The sequence below is a fragment of the Kitasatospora sp. NPDC023118 genome (assembly GCF_055560875.1).
In genome coordinates this window covers 1-22100 of sequence record NZ_JBVHHW010000018.1, presented here as the reverse complement: position 1 = coordinate 22100, position 22100 = coordinate 1, and the positions used below count along the sequence as shown (strand labels likewise).

Genomic DNA, 22100 nt, shown 5'->3' with positions numbered 1-22100 from the left:
ACGGGCCTGAGGGCGGACCCTAGAGGTCCGCGATCCGCCACACCCCGATCGACTTGTCGGCGAACCGGTGCTCGACCCGGGTGCCGTTCTCCTCGGTCAGGTAGACCTCGGTGCACTGTTCGTCGATCACCCGGAACGGCTTGGGCAGCAGGAACGGCGCCTGCCGGAGGTTGAGCGGACGCCAGCTGCCCGCCTCGGTGGCGGCCTCGTTCCCGGCCCGCCCGGTGAAGGTGGTCGTCGCGAGGTAGGTCGAGCCGCTGCGGCGGACGTTCTCCAGCACGCGGTGCACGTCGTCGTCGCCGAGGTGCACCAGGTAGTCGCGGGAGAACACCAGGTCGACCTCGGGCAGCGGGTCACGGGTGAGGTCGACGACCCGGAACTCGCGGTCGGCGCGGGCGAAGCGCGCCCGGTTGCGCTCGATCACCGCGGGGACGATGTCTGCACCGATGTAGCGGTCGACGCCCAGGTCGACCCGGGACATCCAGAAGAAGTCCCCGCACGGCGCGTCGAGCAGGCTCCGGACCCTGAGCTCGGCGAGCAGGGACGGCAGTTCGGCACGGAGCGCGGCGGTCTGGGTCAGGTTCGACCCCAGGCCGGAGCGGGACTCCCCGCCGTCCCCGGTCCCGTCGCGCCCGGTCCCGTCGTCCTCGGTCAGGGTCCAGGCCCCGCTGGCGTAGATTCGGGCGAAGGTCTCCCGGAGCGAGTCGCGCGGCGGCCCGGCGGGTTCCGGCATCGCCGTGGAACCCCGTCCGCTCTGCTGCTCGACGGTGTCGGTCATCGTTCCTCCTCGGTTGTTCGGATGGATCCCGGCACGGCTGCCGGGGCTGGTCCCGGACCGCCAGGGGCGGTCGCGGCCTCCGGCTCGTACGGCAGGGCGTGCACCCCCGGGACGGTGAGGACGGCGCACGCGGTAGCGGCGATCAGGCAGGCCGCGCCCAGGAAGACGGTGCCGGTGCCGACGCGGTCCGCGATCGGGGCGGCGACCACCAGGCCGAGCGGGAGGAAGACGAAGGAGCCGAAGGCGTCGTAGGACATCACCCGGGACATCGACTCCTCCGGCACGTGCTTCTGCAGCGCCGTGAGGAAGGTGACGTCGTTGAGGCTCATGCACAGGCCGGTGAACGCCATCGCTCCGGCGGTGACGGCGAGCGGCGCGGCGCAGGCGAGGCTGAGCAGGGCGGGCACGATCCCCAGGGTGCAGAGCACCGCCGTCCGCAACGGCCGCCTCGGCCGCAGGCGGATGGCCAGCAGGCTGCCCGCGACGAAGCCCACCGCCTGGGCGGTGAGCACCGCGGCCCAGGCGGACGCGCCGCCGAGCCGCTCCTCGGCCACGACCGGTCCCAGTACGACGAAGCCGCCGCCGATGCACACGTTCACCAGGGCGAGTTGCGCCACCGCGGTCCACAGCCAGGTCCGACCGGTGAACTCCAGCCACCCGTGCCTGAGTTGGGAGAGGATGCCCTCCTCGGCAGCAGTCTCCCCGGACTCCCCGCCGGACCTGCCGTCCGCCGCGCCGGTCAGCCGGACGCCGGCCAGCAGCGCCGCGGACATCAGGAAGGTCGCAGCATCCACCACCAGCGCCCAACCGGCGCCGAGCAGCGCGACGAGCACACCGGCGAGCGCCGCGCCGCCGATGCTGCCGGCGTTCATCGACAGCTGGACCAGCGCGTTGGCCGACTGGATCCGCTCGGCGGGCACCAGCTGGACCGTGACGCTCCGGGACGCCGGGGTGAACAGCGCGCCGGCGGCGCCGCCGACCAGCGACAGGCCGACCAGGCTCGCCACGGAGGCGGTCCCGGTCAGCACCAGCACCGCGATCGCGCCCTGGGATGCGCCCGCGACCAGGTCCGCCCAAACCATGACCCGGTGCCGCGGCAGGCGGTCGGCCAGCACGCCGCCGTAGAGCAGGAACGCGACCTGGGCGGCGAGTCGGGCGGCGGTGACGATCCCGAGGGTCGTGCCCGAGCCGCCCGGCATGCCGAGGACGGCGAAGGCCAGTCCGACCGGCGCGATCGCGTCCCCGAGCAGGGAGACGGAGCGGGCGGAGAACAGCAGCAGGAACGAGCGCTCCCGGAGGAGGGAGAGATCAGTGCGCAAAGAATGCCTTTCGCTCTTCCCCGACGGAATCGGGGACCCGACGGAAGCGGGAGCCGTCACGTCCGGTCCCGGCCCGGCTGGTCGTCGGGCTGCCGGGAGAGGCGGGCCCGGGTCGCCGCGAGCCGCTCCAGCGGTACCGGGGAGGCCGTCCAGGGGCGATGGAGGTGGTCGCCGGCGGTCCGCGGCACCAGGTGGACGTGCAGGTGGAACACGTCCTGCCAGCCCGCGTCCCGGTTCGCCTGGAACAGCGTCAGACCGTCCGGTGCGAGCACGTCGCGGATCCGCCCGGCCAGCCGGTGGACCGTGGCCATCACCGCGGCGGCGTCCGCCGCGGTGATCTCCCAGAGGTCGGCGGCGTGGCGCTTGGGGATCACCAGGGTGTGCCCGTCCATGACTGCGGTGATGTCGAGGAAGGCGAGGGTGTGCTCGTCCTCGTGGACGATGGCGGCGGGCTGGCGCCGCTGGACGATGGCGCAGAAGACGCAGTCCGCGGGCCGTGCCGTCATCGTCGGACCCGTCACGGTCGGACCCGTCACCGTCGGAGGCGTCATCGCCGGACCCCGCGGGACAGGTCGGCCAGCGCTCCGGCGGTGCGGGACAGCGGGTAGCGCCCGCTGTTGACCAGGCCGGCCGCGGCCAGCTCGTCCAGCCGTCCGGGGGAGTACGCGAGCGCCTTCAGCTGGTCCCGGACTGCCGCGAGGTCCCCGAAGTCGACCGGCAGCGCGGAGCTGCCGAGCACCTCGGTCAGGCCCGGCACGGGCTGGTAGGCGACCGGCAGGCCGCAGGCCTGCGCCTCGATGGTGACCAGGCCGAACGCCTCCAGCCTGAGCGAGGGCACGATCAGGAGGTCCTGCCGGCCGAACTCGCGCCACAGCTCCTCCCGGGACAGCCAGCCGAGGTAGCGCGCCCGCGACAGGTCGGACCGCGCGGCCAGCGCCGCGAACTCCGCCCGGGGAGCCGCCACCGAGAGCTCGACCCCGTCGAAGCCGGCCACCGCCTCGATCAGGCCGGAGGTGGCCTTCTCGGCCGTCAGCCGACCCGCGTACAGCACCCGCAGGGCGCCTGCTCCGTGCTCGGCGCGCGGGCGGGGCAGGGTGGGACGGTCCGCGAGCAGCCGGTCGGGGACGCCCCAGGGGATGTGCACGATCCGGTCCGCCGGGACCGGGGTGAGCCGGCGCAGCCGGTCCGCCATCGCCGTGGTGGGGACGACGACGGCGTCGGCCGACGCCGCGGTCTCCCGGAGGACGACGGCCTGGGTGGGGTGGTCCGCGGCGAACAGCAGGTCGGTGCCGTGCACCAGCGCGATGCTCGGGCGGTCCGGGAAGACCTGCTGCAGCGCGGCCGTCGCACCGAAGGCCAGGTGCTGGAGGTGGAGCACGTCGTGGTCGGCGGCGGCGAACCGCTCGCGGACGGCGGCGCCGAGCCGGTCCACGTAGGACCAGAAGTCGGGGCCCGACACGGCCTTGCCGGCCACCGGGAGCAGCACCGGTGAGTCCTGCCCGTCAGTCGTCCTCACGGGCGCTTTCGTGGGCGCTTTCGTCGGCGAGTTCGTCGGCGAGTTCGTCGGCGGGTTCCCCCGGGCGAGCATGAAGACGTCCGCGGGGATGAGCGGGTCCGGCCCGCCGTAGAGGTCGCGCAGCAGCTCCATGCTGCCGCCCGGGCTGTCCGGCGGGAGGTCGATCCCGGTGAGGATGTTCACGCGAGCTCCTCGTACAGGCGGGAGGTGTCGATGCCGCTGGTCCGGGTGTACTTCCGGCCCATGTGCTGGTAGCTGGCCGCGGAGCCGAGGGTCTTGAGGAAGATGATCTTCCCGAAGGTCATGCCCGGGTAGATCCGCACGGGGCGGACGACGCGGATCTCCAGCGTCCACCTGATGGCGTGGCCGACGTGGCCGAGCGGCGCCGAGACGTGCACCCAGACGCCCAGGGCACCCACGGTGCGGTCACCGTTGATCATCTGCGCGAAGCGCTCGGAATGGGTGCGCTCGTGCGTCACCCCGAGATAGAGCTTTCCCGGCACCAGTACCATTCCGGCTGCCGGGATGGTGTGTTCGACGAATTCCGAGGAATGCGCCGCGTCGAGTTCTGAGTCGCACATCCGAATGGTGTCGCCGAGCCGCCAGTCGTAGGCGTTCGGGGATATTCGGCGCGGATCGAACGGCTCGATGACGATATCGCCGCTGGCGACCGATCTGGCGATTTCCGCCCGGGTGAGTATCACGTCTGCCCCAACTTGTCCCGCCAGTAGCGCGATTCCTGGGGGCCGACCGCCCCCTGGTACTTTCCGGAATACGGTTCGATCTCGCCGAGCGTGTCGAAGAACATGATCTGCCCGATCTTCATGCCCGGGTACACGCGCAGCGGCCGGACCGACGACAGCATCAGCGTCCACTGGCCGTGGAAGCCGATGTCCCCGATCGGGGCGGTGATCTCCACGAACAGCCCGAGCCGGCCGACCGAGGAGCGCCCGAACAGCAGGGGCACGAAGACGTCGGAGCCGACCTCCTCCACGGTGTGCCCCAGGTACAGCTCGTCCGGCTGCAGCACGAAGCCGTCGGAGTCGATCTTGACGGCGTCCGTCGGGTTGGGCCGGTACGCGTCGATGACGCTGCCCGAGTAGGTGATCAGGGTCTCGCCGAGGCACACGTTGTAGCTGTTCGGGTTCACCTGGTCCCGATGGAAAGGGGATATGGAGATCCTGCCGTCGTGGGCGGATTCGATGATTTCTGGTCCCGTCAGGATCACTAGATGCTCCCACTCTTCCAGCAGGTTTGGGAAATCGGCGGACGGATGCCGACGGGATTCGTCCGGGTCGTTTTCCAGGATGCTTGCCAGTCTGTCCGGGCAGGCTTCATACTCGTTCCCCATGAAACACGTCATAGCCCTTGATGTGGGCGGAACCGGAATCAAGGCCGCGCTGGTCGGAATCGACGGCGAGTTGCTGCACCGCACCGGCCGGGAAACGCGTCGCGAACGCGGTCCGGCCGCCGTCGTGGCGTCCGTCCTCGACGTCGCCGCCGAACTGCGCACCGAGGGCGAGCGCCGCTTCGGCGAGTCCGCCCTGGCGGCCGGCCTCGCCGTGCCCGGCATCATCGACGCCGCCACGGGCACGGTGGTGTACGCGGCCAACCTCGGCTGGCGCGACCTCCCGCTCGGCCCGCTGCTGGCGGAGCGCCTGGACGGCCTTCCTGTCGCCTTCGGCCATGACGTCCGCACCGGAGGGCTCGCCGAGCAGCGGATCGGGGCTGGCCGGGGCGTCGACCGGTTCCTCTTCCTGGCCCTCGGCACCGGCATCGCCGGCGCGATCGGCCTCGGCGGGCACATCGCGCCCGGTGCGCACGGTGCCGCGGGCGAGATCGGCCACATCGCGGTCCGCCCCGGGGGCGTCCCCTGCGCCTGCGGTCAACGCGGCTGTCTGGAGCAGTACGCGTCGGCGTCCGCGGTCGGACGGGCCTGGGCCGCCGCCTCGGGCCGACCGGACGCGGACGCGGCCGACTGCGTCCGGTCGCTGGAGGCCGGTGACTCCCGGGCCCGGCAGGTCTGGGCGGACGCCGTGGCCGCGCTCGCCGACGGCCTGGTCGTCGGTGTCACGCTGCTGGACCCGGCCAGGGTGATCATCGGGGGCGGGCTGGCCGAAGCCGGGGACGCCCTGTTCGGTCCGCTGCGCGCCGCAGTCGAGGGCCGGCTCACCTTCCAGCGGATGCCGGACATCGTGCCGGCCGCGCTCGGCGAGGCGGCCGCGTGCCTGGGGGCCGGCCTGCTGGCCTGGGACCTGCTGGACCGCCCCACCGGTTGACGGCCGCCGCTCCCTCGCCGTCGGCCTGACCCGGGAGGGGCAGGCCGACGGCGTTCCCGGCGAGCCGTGCCGAGCGCCCATCAGGCCCCTGCCAACGCGGAGACCTCGGACCGTACGGACTCCTGCTCCCAGGCCTCCCGGTCGCGGAGGTAGCGCGGCCGCTCCGCGGTGATGGAGCGGGTCTCGGCGCCGCCCGGGGTGAGCCGCCAGCGGACCGACCCGGTCACCGGACGGGCGCAGTAGTCCATGAACGACTGGGCGGCGGACCGCAGTTCACCGAACCAGCGGCCCTCCAGCCCCTCCCGCAGCCACAGCTGCTCCAGGTGCATCTTCTCGCGGATGGTCTCGGCCGAGAGCACCGCCGTCTCGAGGTGCCGGTAGCTGCGCAGCAGGAGCCACGCGGCCGGCATCTCCCGGATCTCCAGGACCTTCTCACCGCCGTCGAGGTGCTCCAGGCCGCTGTACCGGCCGAGGCCGAACGCGCCGACCCGTCGATTCAGTTCGCCGACCAGCTGCACCAGGGGCAGCTCGACGCCGTCCACCGCCACCGGGGTCCCGCCCACGAAGCGCACCTCGATGCCGTCCTCGACGGCCTCGGGCCGGCGCGCGCTCCACCGGAACATCTGCTCCGGCACCGCGTGCTGCTCGGGGTCGTCCAGGATCCCGGACTCGAACTCGCGGCACCACAGGTTGGAGTCGCCGCTGACCACGCGCTCGCTCATCTGGGCGAGCCCGGCCTCCTTCAGCTCCTGGGTCTTGACCTCCCGACTCACCGGGTCGAGGTCGTACGGGCTGCCGTAGGCGCCGTCGAAGCCGAGCAGCTCCAGCGCTCCGTTGAGCCTGCGCATGGTGTTCTGAGAGCGGTTGGCGGTGTGCAGGACGGCCGATGCCTCCAGCCGCCGGGCCAGCTCGACGGCGAACCGCGCGATCAGCGGACGGCTCAGGGTGGAACTCACCGGGTGGGTGCCCAGGTAGACCGCCTGGCTGATGACGGCGGCCCGGACGAACTCGTCGGCGAAGGCCTGACGGCCGTCCACGATGTGCAGCCGGACGCCGAGTTCGTCGGCGATCTGCCGCTTCTGCTCGCTGGTCTCGTCCTCGCCGAGGTCGACACTGAGCGCGTGGACGTCCCGGAAGCCGGCGTTCTTCAGGCGGAGCAGGAGGAAGCTGCTGTCGAGCCCGCCGCTGAAGAGCGTGACGACGGGGGTGTCCGCGGGCAGGGTGTCGGTGGTGAGGTGGCGGAAGGAGCGGATCAGGCGGTGACGGCGTTGCATGCTGGTCCTTCAAGACGTGGTGCGGGGAAGTGGTTCGGTCCGGGCGACGGCCGTCGGGCGGTCCTCAGTCGTCCGAGAAGGTGCTGAAGGAGGAGACGGATTCCGGCCAGTTCTCCTGCTGCCAACGGCGCAGTTCGGGGTAGCCCGCGTGCGGGGGGACGACCAGTAGGCGCTCGTCGAACCACCGGGTCAGGAAGTCGCGGCGGCTGCGGAACTCCTCCCGGGTGCGGCCGCTCAGCACGACCTGGCCGACGGCCTCGGTGGTGCTCGCCAGCGCGTCCGACATCCGGAAGCCGTACGGGAGTTCCAGCCGCAGGTACTCGACGCCCGGCAGGGCCCGCACTTCGGCCGGGTTCGGGTAGCCGACCAGGACGCCGGGACGGTTGTTGAGGTAGGTGGAGCCGATGGTGTCGGGGCGCACCTCGGGCTCGATCCGCGGATCGGTCCCCATCGCGCAGCGGAGTGCGGCCACCGCGAGATCGACACCGAACTTGGCTTCCACCAGCTCGGGTTGGAGCAGGCCGCCGGTGCGGGCCGCGCACTCGCCGAACACCAGGCGCCCGGTGTCCGGCTGGTGGAAGAGCTCCATGTGGAAGGTGCCGCGCCGCAGGCCGAGTGCCCGCAGGGCCGGCTCGACGACCGAGCGGGCGAGCTCGTAGGCGCCCGCGTCGGCGGTCGGGTCGAGCACCTCGACCTGGAGCGCCCGGTTGCAGTCCACCGTGCTCAGGCAGGGTTCGCCGTAGGTGCTCACGCTCAGGAAGCGGAGCTCCCCGTCGAACACCACACCGTCGGCGATCCATTCGTCGCCCGGCACGAACTCCTCCAGCACGAAGGTGCGTTGGGGCGTTCCGGTGCGCCGGTGCTCGGCGCACCGGGCGATCAGGCCGGCCCGGCCCTCGACGACCGAAGTGTTCCTGGTGCCCGCTCCGGCGACCGGCTTGAGGACGGCCTTGCCGAACTCCTCGACGGCCGCCGGGTCCAGGTGGTGGACGTCCTCGATCAGCCGGGACGCGGTGACCTCGATGCCCGCCTCGGCGAGCGCCCGCTTCTGCAGCCACTTGTCCCGGAACCGTACGGCGGTGTCCGGATCCACGGCGACCGGGGCGCCCAGGACCTTCCCGAGGGCCGCCACCGTGACCAGGGCGTACTCGTCCCCGGTGTGGACGCAGCCGAATTCCCGGTCGGCCAGGCCAGCCCGGTGCAGGCCGAACAGGACGCTCTCCACACTGGAGGTGTCCTCGGCGAAGACGGTCTCGACCCCGTCCGGGATCTCGATGAATCCCCAGTCGTGCAGGCCGGGACCGTACACCACGACGGGCTTGATGCCGGTCCTGAGGCAGGCCCGGATCAAATAGGGATCCGCGCCGACGATCAGGGCCGAGGACTGGTTCTCAGACATGAGGCTTCCTTTGGAATCGGGCCTTCCAGCCCCGGGGGATCACGCATCGGTTGAGGAGCGCGGTGCTACGGCTGCCGTCGCGACGGGGAATTCACCAAGGGGGTCGCGGAATCCCTCGCGAATAACCGGGCGAGTGATTTCAGGAGCGCGCGGGAGCCGTTTCTCGTCGCAGGCCCGGCACGGTGCAGCGGACAAGCGAACCCCCCGGTCGGCTTCGGAACTGTGGCGTCGCAGCTCTTGATCCATAGTCCATGACAAGCCACAGATGTGCAATGGCACATTGCATGTCGCGCCGATGGTGGGGCAATATGGGGGAGTTCGGCCTGTTTTGACACGCGGAGCCGGCCGGTGAGCCCGAGGCCCGGTGGGCTCGACGGGCCCCCGCCGACGCGCGGTTGACGGTCCGTCGGATCACCTCCCCGCGGCCGGGCGGGAAGCCCGACGATCGGGGTGATTGGTGTGGAACGGGCATAGCGCATGATTGCCGGTATTCCCCGGGAGAGGGTGGCGGGAGATCGTCGGATTGCTTAGGCTCCTGGGGGTTCCGGCATCGGAGACAAGTTCCGCCGGTAACGAACGCCGATGGAATTCCCGGTTTTTCCAGGGACGGTGCCGCTCGGGCCCGGGCCCGAACAGGACATCGGAGTCCGACGATCCCGCTCCGGGCGCCCCGAACTTGGCGAGAGCGGTCCTGAGCGATCCTGCCCGTCGGTTTCCGGGATTCACCGACACCCGTGCAGCGCCGCCATCGGACTCATCAGCAACGAATTCCGCGGTGCCGCGTCCACCGACCCGGTCACCGCACGAGAGGACGGAGTCAGCCAGTGATGCAGCGGAACGACGGACCGACCGGGGCGGGGTCGACCACCGTGCACGCCCGGTTCGAAGCGCACGCGGAGCGCGCTCCCGACCGGACGGCCGTGGTCGCGGACGACGGGACCCTGAGCTACGGCGAGTTGAACGCCCGGGCGAACCGACTGGCCTGGCGGCTGCGCGAGCTGGGCGTCGGCCCCGACACGCTGGTCGGGATCTGTGTCGAACGGTCCGCCGCGATGATCGTCGGGCTGCTCGGCATCCTGAAGGCGGGCGGCGCGTACGTCCCGATCGACCCCGGATACCCCGCGGAGCGGCTCGACTTCATGCTGCGGGACAGCGCCGTCCCGGTGCTGGTGACCCAGCGCCGACTGGTGGGCCGGCTCCCCGCGCACGAGGCGGCCGTCGCCCTGCTCGACGAGGACTCGGCCGGTCCCGCGGACAACCCGCCCGTCGTCGGCCGACCCGATCTCGCCAACGTCATCTACACCTCCGGATCCACCGGAACGCCCAAGGGCGTGCTGGTACCGCACCGGAGCGTCGTGCACCTGGTCACCGATCAGAGCTACGTCACCATCGGCCCGCAGGACCGGGTCGCCGCGCTGGCCACGCTCTCCTTCGACGCCTCGACCTTCGAGATCTGGGCGCCGCTGCTGAACGGCGCGACCTGTGTCGTCCACAGCTTCGGTGGCACCGACCTGGACGCCTTCTGCCGACGGGTCCGGGAGGACGCGGTCTCCGTCCTGCACCTGACCAGCCCCGTCTTCCGGCTCCTGGAGCCGGGCCACTTCGCCGATCTCTCCGGCGTGCACACGCTGCTGTTCGGCGGGGACTCCGTCCGCGCGGACGTGGCGGACCGCGTGCAGCGTTCCTTCGGGGGGCGGCTGGTCCACCTCTACGGGCCGACCGAGACCACGGGCTTCGCCACCCACCAGGACGTGCGGGCGATGGCGCCGGACGCGACGACGGTCCCGATCGGCGGACCGATCGACCGGGTCAGGGTCCGGGTGCTCGGTCCGGACGGCGAGGACGTCCCGGACGGCGGGACCGGCGAGCTGTACATCGGCGGAGCCGGGATGACCCGCGGCTACCTCAACCGGGCCGAGCTCACCGCCCAGCGCTTCGTCCCGGATCCGCACGGCGAGGCCGGCCAGCTGCTGTACCGGACCGGCGACCTCGTCCGGCGGGGCCCGGACGGGACGCTGCGGTTCCTGGGCCGCGCCGACCGGCAGATCAAGGTGCGCGGCTACCGGATCGAACCGGGCGAGATCGAGGCCGTGCTCACCCGGCACCCCCGGGTGAACGACGCGGTCGTGGTGGCGCGTGACGACGGCACGGGGGACAAGCGCCTGGACGCCTATGTCGTCTGCTCGTCCGCATCGACCAAGGAATCGGGAGCATCGACCGGAGCCGGTGCGGAGGGCGGGCCGGTAGACGCGGTGGACGTTCCCGGGCTCACGACCGAGCTCCGCCGACAGATCGCGACGGTGCTTCCGCCGCACCAGCACCCGGCCTCGATCACCGTGATCCCGGCGATCCCGCTCACCGCGAACCTCAAGCTGGACCCGGCGGCACTGCCGGCCCCCGCCGAGGAGCGCGGCGCCGCCCACAACCCCGCGACGACCCCCCGCGACGAGCTGGAGGCGGAACTGGCCGAGCTGTGGCGCGAGATGCTGGGGCTCGCGGAGGTCGGGATCGACGACGACTTCTTCACGCTCGGCGGAGACTCCATCTCGGCGGTGCAGGTGGCCACGGCGGCGACCCGGGCCGCCGGGGTCCGGATCACCGTGCGCGACGTCCTCGGCGCGCCGACGATCCGGCAGCTCTCGCTGCTCGCGTCCCGCTCGGCCGGCCCGGCGGCCGGCGTTCCGGGCCCGGCGTCGGGGTCGGAGTCCGAAGCGGAGTCGGCCGGGAGCGCGGTATGAGCGCCGGCTCGGTCGCCGGCGCGCCCCTGACCAGGGCCCAGAAGTTCCAGTGGTTCCTGGAGAAGGGGTTGGCCGAGGGGCTCCGGCAGCTCCCGGCATCGACCGACGAGGCCGCCGCCCGGCAGTTGGTGCGCGCCCTGGAGGACCGCTTCGAGATCCTGCGCACCGCGCTCGCCGTCATCGACGGTGAACTGCGGCAGGTCGTCCACGGGTCGGGCTCCCCGGTGGAGCTGGTGGACATCGGGCCGGACGGCACAGTCCACCAGGGCATGGCTGACCTGGTACGGGAGTTCACCGCGCACGTCCACGGCAGGATCGGCCGGTTCCTGGTGCAGTTCCGGCTGCTCCGGGCGGAGGACCGGTACTGGCTGGCCGTAGTGGCCGACAACGTGGCCGTGGACGCCGGGTTCCACGGCGTGGTGGAGCAGGCGATCACCGAGCTGCTGGGGGAGCGGTCCGACGGTCCGGCCGCTGACGTCCTGCGGGGACGGCCGGGGATCCAGCCCGCCGAGCAGGCCCGGCGCGAGGCCGACCCGGCCGAGGACACCGAACGGGCCAGGGCGCTCGACTACCTGCGGAAGCACTTCTCCTCCGCGCCCGCCCGGATGCATCCGCACCGTCCGCCCGCCGACGGCGAGGAGGGCCGCTACTACCGGAGCACCCTCACCCTCCCGGGCGCCGACGGCCTCTTCGCCCGGGTCATGGCCCGGGCCGGCGTGCTGCCCTCGGCGGTCGTGCTCGCGGCTTTCACCCAACTGCTCTGCGGGCGCGGCGACACCGACGGGTGCACGGTCAACGTGTCCCTGGACAACCGGCACAACGCCGACCTCCGCCGGGTGCTGTGCGCCACCGCGCAGCGATCGCCGGTCGCCCTGCCCGGCCGGAGCCGGAGCCTGCTGGAGGCCGCCGACGAGGTCCAACGGACCCTGGCCGAGGGACACCCCGCCTACGGCCGGTACGACCCGTTCGACCTGATCCGCGAGCGGATCGAGGCCCAGCACCGTCGGGGCCTCTGCCTGTCCACCGACCTCGCCTTCAACTTCATCCCGCCGCCCCAGGGTTGGGCCCGTCTGCTGGAAGGCGAGCACGGCGAGCACGGCGGCACCGACCGGACCGACCGGGCCGGCACCGACCGGGCCGGCTCCGCGATCAGCTGGGCGGCCACCGCCGAGACCTCCTACGAGTACGGGGCCAGCCTCTCCGTCCGCTGGGCCGACCCGCGGACCGTCCGGCTCTCCGTCCACGGCGACTCCCGGGTGCTGCCGCCCGAGCAGTGCGCGGCGCTGCTGCGCGGCATCGAGCTCGCCCTGACCCGGATCGCGGCGGGCCAGGACTGCGCGCCCGACGACATCGCCGCCGCGGTGGGACTGGTCCGGCCGGCCCGGGGCCCCCGCGAACAGCGGTCCGGCGGACGGTGGATCGACCTCGGGGCGATCGAGGACCGGCTGCGCTCGATGGCCGGGGTGGCGGAGGCCGCGGTGGCCCTGGTGCCCGGTGACGGCTCCGACACCACCGCCCGGCTGACCGCCCGGGTCACCCCGGCCGACGGCGCCACCCCCTCCCCGCTCGACCTGAGGGAGGAACTGCTCCGGGCCGTCCACACCGGCGAACTCCTGGCCGTCCCGGAGTGGTTCGAGATCGACGGCGGTGAGGCCTCGGATGGCCGGGCGACCACCCGGCGGCCCCCCGTCACCGCGGCGGAGGGCACGCTGCTCGGCATCCTGGCCGAGTCCGGCCTCGCCGTCGAACCGGACCTCGACCTCTGCTACGTCCGTGCGGGTGGCCGGCTGGAGCGCTACCCGCAGCTTGCGGAGCTGATCCGCCGGAACGGCTACCGTCCGCCCGGCTTCACCGAGGTCAGCGGCATGACCACCCTGCGCGGCTTGGCCCGGGAACTCCGCCCCGGCCGTCCCGAACCCCGGCCCACCGAACCGACCGAACCGACCGCACCAACCGACCCATCGGAGCACCCATGACGATCGCCATGCCGGAGCCGGTCCTGTCCCAGGAGGAGGCCGACCGCTTCTGGCAGGACGGCTACCTGCTCATCCCCGGCGTCCTGACCAGGGAGGAGGCCAGGCACCACGCCGGCCTGATCCTCGACCTGCTCCCGCGCGACCTGCGCGTCCCGGAGCACTGGCAGGCGTACGACGGCCGGTTCAAGCCCTACAACACCCCCGGGAACCAGACCTTCGACGGTCCGGAGTTCATCCCGCTCCTCCAGAACGAGCTGCTCTACCGGGCGGCGGCCCAGCTCCTGGGGCACCCGCGGCTGCTCGTCCGGGACGGCTCGGTCGCCATCACCATGCGCAACGACACCGCGCACGCCGACGAGCTGAGCCAGGACCTGCACATCGACCCGGCGGTGCCCGAGGACGTGGACGAGTTCCTGTTCACCCCCGAGGAGGTCGAGATCGGCGGCTGCTACTACTTCACGGACGTGGCCCCCGGCGGCGGTGGCATCCACGTCGTGCCCGGCGGCCACCGCATCGTCGAGGCGGAAGCCCGAGCCGTCCCCAAGGGGCGGCAGCTGCACGACAAGTGGCGGAACATCCCGCACCTCAAGAGCATCGAAATCACCGGCGCGGCAGGCGACTTCGTGCTGACCCACCACCTGATGCCGCACGCCGCCTCGCACAACCGCAGGCCCGAGGCACGGGTCGCCCAGTTCGTCCGCTACGCCCGGGACGACCAGCCCTGGGAATCCGGCGACCGCCCCGGCGACCGCCCGGCCGGCCACTCCTACAACGGCCTGCAGACCGCGGCGATGACGCCGCTCGGCCGCAGGCTGCTCGGTGTCGACCCCTGGTAGGCCCACTGGTTGGTCCCGCCCGGTAGTCCCGCCGACCATCCCCCCACCCGAAGGAGACCAGCAGCGTGACGGCACACCCGGACAACGCCCCGAACGACCTGTCCATCGACCATGTCGAGCTGTACGTCGAGGACCTCGCCGCCACCGCACGGCGCTTCGCCGAGGCGTACGGGTTCGCCGCGTACGCCCGTTCCGACCAGCCGGGCGACGCGAGCTCCGTCGCCGTCGGCCGGGAGCGAATACGCCTGCTGCTCACCCAGGCCCGGGCGGAGGACCACCCCGCGGCCGACTACACCCGACGGCACGGGGACGGCGTCGCCGACATCGCCCTGACCACCGCCGACGCGGCGGCGGCCTTCACCGAGGCCGTCCGGCGCGGGGCCCGGCCGCTGGCCGCGCCCGCCGAGGCGGACGGCGTGGTGACGGCCGCCGTGGCCGGCTTCGGCGACGTCCGGCACACCTTCGTCCAGCGCCGCGAGGGAACCGACCCGCGGCGGCTGCCCGGCTTCACCCCCGTACGCCGGGCCGAACCCGTGACGGACACCGGCCTGCTCGACGTTGACCACTTCGCGGTGTGCGTCGAGGCCGGCCGGCTCCGCTCCACCGTCGAGTTCTACGAGCAGGTCCTGGGCCTGCGGAACACCTTCACCGAGAGGATCGTCGTCGGCGCCCAGGCGATGGACTCGGAAGTGGTGCAGTCCCCGTCCGGCGGCCTCACGCTCACCCTCATCGAGCCCGACACCAGCCGGGAGCCCGGCCAGATCGACCACTTCATCAAGAACCACGGCGGCTCCGGCGTCCAGCACATCGCGTTCCGCACCGACGACGCCGTGCGGTCCGTCGGCACGATGGGCGAGCGGGGCGTCGAATTCCTGTCGACCCCGCCCGCCTACTACCGGATGCTCGCCGACCGCCTGCGCCCGGCCCGGCACACCGTCCAGCAGCTCGCCGCGCTCGGCATCCTCGTCGACGAGGACCACGAGGGCCAGCTCCTCCAGATCTTCACCCGGACGGTGCACCCGCGGCGGACGCTGTTCTTCGAGGTCATCGAGCGGATCGGGGCCACGACCTTCGGCAGCGGCAACATCAAGGCCCTGTACGAAGCGGTGGAAGCGGAGCGGCTCGGGTGACGGCCATCGACGACCGCCCGGCCGCAACCGCCGCGGTGGACCTGGACGGCATCCGGGCCGCCGCCAGCTCGGTGCTCGATCCCGCGGTCCGGGACTTCGTCGACGGCGGTAGCGGCACCGAGTCCACGCTCGCCGCGAACCGCGCCGCCTTCGCCGAACTCGCCCTCGTCCCGCGTATGTTGACCGGCGCCACGGCGGCGGACACCGCCGAGCGGCTGGTCGGGACCGCGGCGGCCCTCCCGGTCGCCGTCGCCCCCATGGCCTACCAGCGCCTGCTGCACGACGAGGGTGAACCCGCCGCCGCCCGCGCCGCCCGGGCCCGCGGCGTCCCCTACGTCATCAGCACGCTCAGCAGCCACCCCCTGGAAGCCGTCGCCGCCACCGGCGCCGACACCTGGTTCCAGCTCTACTGCCTGCGCGACCGGGCCAAGAACGACGAGTTGGTCGCCCGGGCCGAGGCCGCGGGCTGCCGGGCGCTGATGGTCACCGTGGACGTGCCGCTGATGGGCCGTCGGCTGCGGGACGTGCGCAACGGCTTCGCGCTGCCACCGCACGTCCGCGCCGCCAACCTCGACACTGGTCCCGGCAGCGAGGCCCACCGCGGGACCGCCGGCACCTCGGCGCTCGCCGTGCACACCAGCGCCTCCTTCGCGGCCGCCCTCTCCTGGCCGGACCTGGAACGGCTGCGCCGCCGGACCTCGCTGCCCCTGGTGGTCAAGGGCCTGCTCGACCCGCGCGACGCCCGCATCGCCGCCGACCTGGGCGCCGCCGCCGTCGTCGTCTCCAGCCACGGCGGCCGCCAACTGGACGGTGCACGGGCCAGCCTGAGCGCCCTGCCGGAGGTGGTGGCCGCGGTGTCCGGCGACTGCGAGGTGCTGCTGGACAGCGGGGTCCGCACCGGCACCGACGTCCTCAAGGCGCTCGCCCTCGGGGCCCGCGGCGTGCTGCTCGGCCGTCCCGTGCTGTGGGGCCTGGCGGCGGGCGGCGAGGCCGGGGTCGGCCGCGTGCTCGACCTGCTGCACACCGAACTGGCCGAGGCGATGACGCTGGCCGGCTGCGCCGACCTCGCGGCGGCGCGGCTCCTTCGCACCGAGAGGCTGGCAACCCGTGCCTGACACGCCGCTCGCAGACCTGACCACCGTCGACCTGCACGGCTCGCTGGAGGATCCGGCCCTCACCTCGATGAACTTCCTCAACGAGGTGACCTCGCGCTTCCCGAACGCGCTGTCCTTCGCCCCCGGCCGCCCGGTCGAGAGCTTCTTCGACCTCGAATCGGTGCACCACCGGCTGCGCACCTTCAGCCGCCACCTCGCCGAGGAGCGCGGACTGTCGGACGAGGAGGTCCGCCGGACCCTGTGCCAGTACGGCCGGACCAAGGGCATCGTCCACGAGCTGATCGCCCGGCACCTCGCGCGTGATCAGGGCCTGCGGGTCGACCCCGAGGCCGTCGTGGTCACCGTCGGCTGCCAGGAGGCGATGTTCCTGGTCCTGCGCGCGCTGCGGGCGACCGAGCGGGACGTCCTGCTCTCGGTCTCGCCCATGTACGTCGGCCTCACCGGCGCCGCGCGGCTGGTCGACCTGCCGGTCCTGCCGGTCGCCGCCGGGCCGACCGGGATCGACCTGGACGACCTGACGGCGACGATCCGCGCGGCCCGGGCCCAGGGCCTGCGCCCCCGGGCGTGCTACGTGATGCCCGACTTCGCCAACCCCTCGGGCCTCAGCATCGACCTCGGCCGACGGCGGGAACTGCTGGCGCTGGCCGAGCGCGAGTCCATCCTGCTGCTGGAGGACAACCCGTACGGCGTGTTCCACGGCGGCGACGGGACGCCTCCCACCCTCAAGGCGTTGGACATCGGACGCCGGGTGGTCCACCTCGGCTCCTTCGCCAAGACGGTGCTGCCGGGCGCCCGGGTCGGCTACGCCGTGGCGGACCAGCGCGTCGCGACCGCCGACGGCGGGTCAGGATTGTTCGCCGACCAGCTCTCCAAGATCAAGAGCATGGTGACGGTGAACACCTCGCCGATCGCCCAGGCGGTGGTCGGCGGCGCCCTGCTCGAACACGACTTCAGCCTGGAACGGGCCAACGCCCGGGAACGGGGGATCTACCGCGACAACATCGACCGGGTCCTGGCCGGACTCCGCAGCCGCTTCGGCGGGCACCCGGGCATCAGCTGGTCCGTGCCGACCGGCGGCTTCTTCGTCTGCGTGACCGTCCCGTTCACGGTCGACGACGCGCTGCTGGAGCGCTCGGCGCGTCGGCACGGCGTGCTGTGGACCCCGATGAGCCACTTCTACGGCGCCGCCGGCGGTACCGACTCCCTGCGGCTGTCCGTGAGTTCACTCAGCGGCCGGGCGATCGACGAGGGCCTGGACCGGCTCGCCGCGCTCTTCGCCGAGCAGGGCTGCTGACTCCCTCCGGGGGGCGGTGCGTCGCCGCACCGCCCCCGGACCGCGTCAGGCCGTGACCAGCAGCCGCGCCAGCACCGGCAGATGGTCCGAGGCTGCCGGATCCTTGGTGACCGGACCGATCCGCACCGGCCGAACCCCCGGGCCGGCGAAGACGTAGTCGATGCACTCCTCGGGCGCGTCGGCCGGGAAGGTCGCCACCCGTCCGCCGGCGAAAACCGACCAGGAATCGGTGAAAGCGGCCCGGACGGCGGCTATCTCCGGTGTTTCCGGGGCGGCATTGAAGTCACCGAGGAGAATTGCCGGGGCGGTGTCCCCGATCAGCTCGATGACTTCCACCACCTGTCGGGTGCGATCGGTCTCCGAGAACAGCTCGAGATGTGCGACGAAGACCTGGAGCGGAATTCCACGGAAGTCGATCTCGGCCTGGAGCAGGCCCCGCTGTTCCTCGCCGGGGGACCGGAAGAGGTGGGTGTTCCGCCAGCGGGTGATCGGATGGCGGGACAGCACCGCTGTGCCGTACTGCATCCGTGGCGCGCCCGGGGTCGGCGCGGCCAGGTCGAGGTTCACCCCGTACGCCAGGTGGTAGCCGAGGAGTCTCGCCAACTCCGTTGCCTGGTCGGCCCATTCGCTGCGCCCGTCGAAGTGCCGGTCCACCTCCTGGAGCCCGACCACGTCGGCGCCGCTGGCCCGGATCACCCGGGCGATCCGCTCGAGGTCGAGGACGCCGTCGACCCCCTCGCCGTGGTGGATGTTGAACGACATGACGTCGATGGCTGGTGCGGCGGCATCCAGTGAACGATTCACGTGAACTCCCTTTCCGTCGCGGACGGATTCGCTTTTTCGGCACGTTGGTCCGGGAGCCCATTGAATCCGACCGGCATCGGGATCGCTCCGAATTCTCCTCGTAGCGAAAAGGGCGGGGGATTCCGGGGCTCGGCGAACCGGGAATCCGCCGATGCGTCGAAGCGAAGGCGTACCCGTCACCGACGCATCGAGGCGGGGCTCCATGCCTGCGGCCGCCGCCGCTCCTCCGGGGGCGGGCCCGCCCCCGTGGACCCTCCCCGTCGCCCCGCCGCCCGCCCCGGCCGCCGGATCCGGGCTCCGGCGGGCTCGCCCGCGCCCCAGCCGATCGCATCCGAAAGGTTGACCAAGGTCGAAAGTGATATGTCACACCCTATTGATTGTGGTGGGTTGTCCATGACACCGTGCCAGGCGACGCCTCCGCAGCCAGCACGTGAGGCTCATCCCCCACCCCCCAGCTAGGAGTGACGATGCGTCACCGACTTCGGCTGCCCCGAGCACTGGCCGTGCTCGCCGCCGCGAGTACCGCCATCACCGGCTTCGCCGCCGCCCCGAGCTTCGCCGCCGCCCCGAGCTTCGCCGCCCCCACGGTGCAGGCCGGTCAGCAGGCGAGCCAGGCCCCGCGGACCGCGCACCCCGGCGGCATAGCCCCCACCGGCACCGCCTTCGGCCTCGACACCCACGCGGAGACCCAGGCCGGCCGGCTCGCCCCCGCGCAACTCCCGCCGCGCTCCCCGCAGTCCGCCGCCCCCCAGGCCCCGACGCCGAAACTCGCCGAGGTCCCGGGCCGGTTCGCGGCCAAGGGGGCCACCGTCGACGGCGCGCACGCGGCCGGTGCGGCCGAAACCTCCTGCACCCCGGCCGACTTTAGCGGCCGCAGCGGCGCCGACCTGGTGAGCTTCATCCAGGGCTCGACCGTCGACTGCCTCAGCTCGCTGTTCCGCATCACCGGCGGCGACGCCCACGCGGTGTTCCAGCAGAGCCAGATGCTCGCCGTCGCCAACGGTCTGAAGAGCGCCGCCGCCTCGTACACCGGCGACAACTCCACCGGCATCTACCAGCTGGTCTACTTCCTCCAGGCCGGCTACTACGTGCAGTACTACCACCCGGCCGACGTCGGCACGTACGACGCGACGCTCACCGGCGCGGTGCAGTCCGCCCTCGACACCCTGGTCGCCGGCCCGCACTTCCTGGACGTCAACGACGGCAACGGCCGGGTCGCCGGTCAGGCGATGATCCTCTCCGACAGCGCCAACCTCCAGGCCCACTACCTCAGCACCTACCAGCGGGTGCTGAACGCGTACAACAGCTCGTGGGACGCGTCCTCGTCCATGGTGAACTTCGCGAACAGCGTGTACACCCCGATCTTCCGCGGCCACCAGAACGCCGACTACGTCGCGGCCGTCACCGCCGACCCGAGCATCATCAACACCCTCGACAGCTTCGCGCTGAACCACAAGGGCATGCTCGGCGGCAACAACTCCTTCCTGGACTCCAACGCCGGCCTGGAGACGGCCCGGTTTATCGAGCACCCGGCGCTTGCCGACACCGTCCGGCCGCTGATCAAGGGCCTGATGGACGTCTCCTCCATCACCGGCCCCACCGCGCCGCTCTGGGTCGGGGTGGCCGCCATGGCCGCCGGGTACGACGAGGCGAACTGCTCGTACTACGGCGTCTGCAACCTGCCGGACCGGCTCAAGGCCGCCGCCCTGCCGGTCAGCCACACCTGCGACTCCGCCCACACCATCCTGGCCCAGAGCCTGACCGCCGCCGACCTCGCCGCCGTCTGCGCCAGCCTGCAGAACCAGGACCCGTTCTTCCACAACCTGGTCAAGGACAACGGCCCGATCGCCGGCCAGTACGAGAACTCGCTGCAGTTGGTGACGTTCGCCTCGCCGCAGGACTACCAGACCTACGCGGGCGCCATCTACGGCGTCAGCACCAACAACGGCGGCATCACCCTGATCGGGGACCCGGCCACCCCCGGCAACCAGCCGATGTCGCTGACCTACCAGAACGGCAACGACGGCTTCACCGCGGGCATCTGGAACCTCAACCACGAGTACACCCACGCCCTGGACGGCCGCCTCGACATGAAGGGCGACTTCAGCCAGCAGATCTCCGTCCCGGACGTCTGGTGGATCGAGGGCGTCGCCGAGTACGTCTCCTACAGCTACCGCAACGTCACCGACACCGGCGCGGTCGCCGAGGCACCCAAGCACACCTACGCGCTCAGCACGCTGTTCCAGAACACCTACGACAACAGCGACACCACCCGCACCTACCCGTGGGGCTACCTGGCCGTCCGCTTCATGGTCGAGAAGCACCCGGACGTCATCCGGAACATGCTGGCCCACTTCCGCACCGGTGACTACACCGGCGGCTACGCGACCTACAACTCGATCGGCACCGCGTACGACGCCGAGTTCAACACCTGGCTGGACGCCTGCGCCGCCGGCGCCTGCGTGGTGGGCGGCTCCCCGACCGCCGCCTTCACCGCCCTCCCGTCCGGCCTGAACGTGCAGTTCACCGACCAGTCGACCGAGTCCGGCGGGAGCATCGCCTCCTGGGCCTGGAACTTCGGTGACGGCGCCACCTCCACCAGCCAGAGCCCCGCGCACACCTACGCCGCGGCCGGCAGCTACACCGTCAGCCTCACGGTGACCGACGGCAACGGCAAGACCAACACCGCCACCCAGTCCGTCACGGTCGGCGGCCTCACCGGCTGCACCGCCGCCGACGCCCGGGTGCTGGACAAGAACTGCTCCCGCAGCAACCAGTCCGCGACCGCCGGCAACCTGGACTACTACTACATCTACCTGCCGGCCGGCACCACCACCCTGAAGGTCGACAGCTCCGGCGGCACGGGCACCGCGTACCTGCTCTACAACCCCGACACCTGGGCCACGCCGAGCGCCTACACCACCGGCTCCACCAACAACGGCACCACCCAGAGCCTGACCGTCACCAACACCACGGCCGGCTACCGCTACATCAGCCTCTACGCCCAGACCGACTTCAGCGGCGTGACCATCTCCACCCAGTACTAGGGCCTGTGTGATGTTGTGATCAACATTGCGGCTTCGTGTCCACCTGAAGGCGGAATCCGGTAGGACGCTGTGCATGACGCGTAGGCAACTCGCCGACAGGCAGTGGAAGTTCATCGGGCCGTACCTGCCGATCGGCAGGTACGGCCCGTACCCCGAGAGGCTCACGGCAGCCATGCAGCGTGCCGCATCCAACTCCTGGAAGAAGCTGGCATTCGCGCTGCAGGGCAACGAAAGCAACATCAATGCGGGGCCGGGTCGGTGGTGCTCACCGCTCCGGTCTCGATGTGGCCGGCCAGGCGGCGCAGGAAGCCGTCGGAGGTGTTGGCGGTGACGGTCAGGTCGTACCAGCCGCTCCTGGTGGGGAAGGAGGCGCTGACCGGGGCGGAGGGGCGGCTCGGGGGCGCGGTTCGGGGCGCAGTTGTTCGGGGCGTGGCTCGGGGCGCAGTTGTTCGGTGTGCAGAGAACGCAGAAGCGGGGGCGGGGGGGGGGGGGCCCCCCCCCCCCCCCCGCATCCGGCGGCGGGGGACAACGCGGGCCCCGCCCCCCCCCCCCCCCCGCAATAGGGGCCCCGCTCGAAAACAAATGTCTGCGCGGG

At 72.1% G+C, this 22100-nt stretch carries 18 protein-coding genes; 8 read left to right on the top strand and 10 right to left on the bottom strand.

Features of this window, described 5'->3' with window-relative positions:
- Window positions 1-19 precede the first annotated feature (19 nt).
- Genes ACZ3UD_RS23350 through dcd form a run of 6 tightly spaced genes read right to left on the bottom strand, consistent with a single transcriptional unit; the run spans window position 20 to window position 4841 of the window.
- Window positions 20-778 (bottom strand): class I SAM-dependent methyltransferase, encoded by a 759-nt coding sequence (locus tag ACZ3UD_RS23350; RefSeq protein WP_465590841.1) that lies wholly within the window; start codon window positions 776-778, stop codon window positions 20-22.
- Window positions 775-2097 carry an MFS transporter gene (locus ACZ3UD_RS23345; protein WP_465590838.1) on the bottom strand — a complete coding sequence of 441 codons (1323 nt, stop codon included), beginning with the start codon at window positions 2095-2097 and terminating at the stop codon, window positions 775-777. The genes ACZ3UD_RS23350 and ACZ3UD_RS23345 overlap by 4 nt, the downstream gene beginning before the upstream one ends.
- Before the next feature lie 56 nt (window positions 2098-2153).
- Window positions 2154-2603 (bottom strand): HIT family protein, encoded by a 450-nt coding sequence (locus tag ACZ3UD_RS23340; RefSeq protein ID WP_465590835.1) that lies wholly within the window; start codon window positions 2601-2603, stop codon window positions 2154-2156.
- Window positions 2604-2644: 41 nt separating this feature from the next.
- On the bottom strand, window positions 2645-3796 hold the full coding sequence (locus ACZ3UD_RS23335) for a glycosyltransferase family 4 protein (RefSeq protein WP_465590832.1): 1152 nt from the start codon (window positions 3794-3796) through the stop codon (window positions 2645-2647).
- Complete coding sequence (locus ACZ3UD_RS23330; RefSeq protein ID WP_465590829.1) at window positions 3793-4317, bottom strand: dCTP deaminase; 525 nt, start codon at window positions 4315-4317, stop codon at window positions 3793-3795. The genes ACZ3UD_RS23335 and ACZ3UD_RS23330 overlap by 4 nt, the downstream gene beginning before the upstream one ends.
- Entirely contained in the window at window positions 4314-4841 is a 528-nt protein-coding gene (gene dcd / locus ACZ3UD_RS23325; RefSeq protein WP_465591245.1) for a dCTP deaminase, read from the bottom strand. Before dcd ends, ACZ3UD_RS23330 begins: the two co-directional genes overlap by 4 nt.
- Window positions 4842-4962: 121 nt before the next feature.
- Between dcd and ACZ3UD_RS23320 the strand changes: the two genes are divergently transcribed.
- Window positions 4963-5892, top strand: a complete 930-nt coding sequence (locus ACZ3UD_RS23320) for an ROK family protein (RefSeq protein ID WP_465590826.1) — start codon at window positions 4963-4965, stop codon at window positions 5890-5892.
- Window positions 5893-5972: 80 nt separating this feature from the next.
- On the opposite strand, the gene ACZ3UD_RS23315 is transcribed toward ACZ3UD_RS23320, so the two are convergent.
- Window positions 5973-7166, bottom strand: a complete 1194-nt coding sequence (locus tag ACZ3UD_RS23315; protein ID WP_465590824.1) for an argininosuccinate synthase-related protein — start codon at window positions 7164-7166, stop codon at window positions 5973-5975.
- Between the two features lie 64 nt (window positions 7167-7230).
- On the bottom strand, window positions 7231-8565 hold the full coding sequence (locus ACZ3UD_RS23310) for an ATP-grasp domain-containing protein (RefSeq protein ID WP_465590821.1): 1335 nt from the start codon (window positions 8563-8565) through the stop codon (window positions 7231-7233).
- 827 nt (window positions 8566-9392) lie between these two features.
- Here ACZ3UD_RS23310 and ACZ3UD_RS23305 point away from each other — a divergent pair.
- From ACZ3UD_RS23305 to ACZ3UD_RS23280, 6 genes are all read left to right on the top strand, one after another.
- A complete protein-coding gene (locus ACZ3UD_RS23305) occupies window positions 9393-11303 on the top strand; it encodes a non-ribosomal peptide synthetase (protein WP_465590818.1) in 1911 nt (636 codons plus the stop codon).
- Complete coding sequence (locus tag ACZ3UD_RS23300; protein WP_465590815.1) at window positions 11300-13279, top strand: condensation domain-containing protein; 1980 nt, start codon at window positions 11300-11302, stop codon at window positions 13277-13279. Before ACZ3UD_RS23305 ends, ACZ3UD_RS23300 begins: the two co-directional genes overlap by 4 nt.
- Window positions 13276-14115, top strand: a complete 840-nt coding sequence (locus tag ACZ3UD_RS23295; protein WP_465590812.1) for a phytanoyl-CoA dioxygenase family protein — start codon at window positions 13276-13278, stop codon at window positions 14113-14115. Before ACZ3UD_RS23300 ends, ACZ3UD_RS23295 begins: the two co-directional genes overlap by 4 nt.
- Before the next feature lie 65 nt (window positions 14116-14180).
- Window positions 14181-15245, top strand: coding sequence for a 4-hydroxyphenylpyruvate dioxygenase (hppD, locus tag ACZ3UD_RS23290; protein ID WP_465590809.1), 1065 nt, complete (start codon window positions 14181-14183; stop codon window positions 15243-15245).
- The gene (locus ACZ3UD_RS23285) at window positions 15242-16360 is read left to right on the top strand and encodes an alpha-hydroxy acid oxidase (RefSeq protein ID WP_465590806.1); all 1119 of its coding nucleotides are present in this window, start codon (window positions 15242-15244) and stop codon (window positions 16358-16360) included. Before hppD ends, ACZ3UD_RS23285 begins: the two co-directional genes overlap by 4 nt.
- Complete coding sequence (locus tag ACZ3UD_RS23280; RefSeq protein WP_465590803.1) at window positions 16353-17654, top strand: aminotransferase-like domain-containing protein; 1302 nt, start codon at window positions 16353-16355, stop codon at window positions 17652-17654. Before ACZ3UD_RS23285 ends, ACZ3UD_RS23280 begins: the two co-directional genes overlap by 8 nt.
- 45 nt (window positions 17655-17699) lie before the next feature.
- Here the strand turns inward: ACZ3UD_RS23280 and ACZ3UD_RS23275 are convergent, their stop codons facing one another.
- Window positions 17700-18458, bottom strand: a complete 759-nt coding sequence (locus ACZ3UD_RS23275) for an endonuclease/exonuclease/phosphatase family protein (RefSeq protein ID WP_465590800.1) — start codon at window positions 18456-18458, stop codon at window positions 17700-17702.
- Between the two features lie 467 nt (window positions 18459-18925).
- Here ACZ3UD_RS23275 and ACZ3UD_RS23270 point away from each other — a divergent pair, with 467 nt between their 5' ends.
- Complete coding sequence (locus tag ACZ3UD_RS23270; RefSeq protein WP_465590797.1) at window positions 18926-21505, top strand: collagenase; 2580 nt, start codon at window positions 18926-18928, stop codon at window positions 21503-21505.
- Between the two features lie 239 nt (window positions 21506-21744).
- Here ACZ3UD_RS23270 and ACZ3UD_RS23265 read toward each other — a convergent pair whose 3' ends face one another.
- Window positions 21745-22017: a phospholipase domain-containing protein gene (locus ACZ3UD_RS23265; RefSeq protein ID WP_465590794.1), complete on the bottom strand. Its 273-nt coding sequence runs from the start codon at window positions 22015-22017 to the stop codon at window positions 21745-21747.
- Between the last annotated feature and the right edge of the window lie 83 nt (window positions 22018-22100).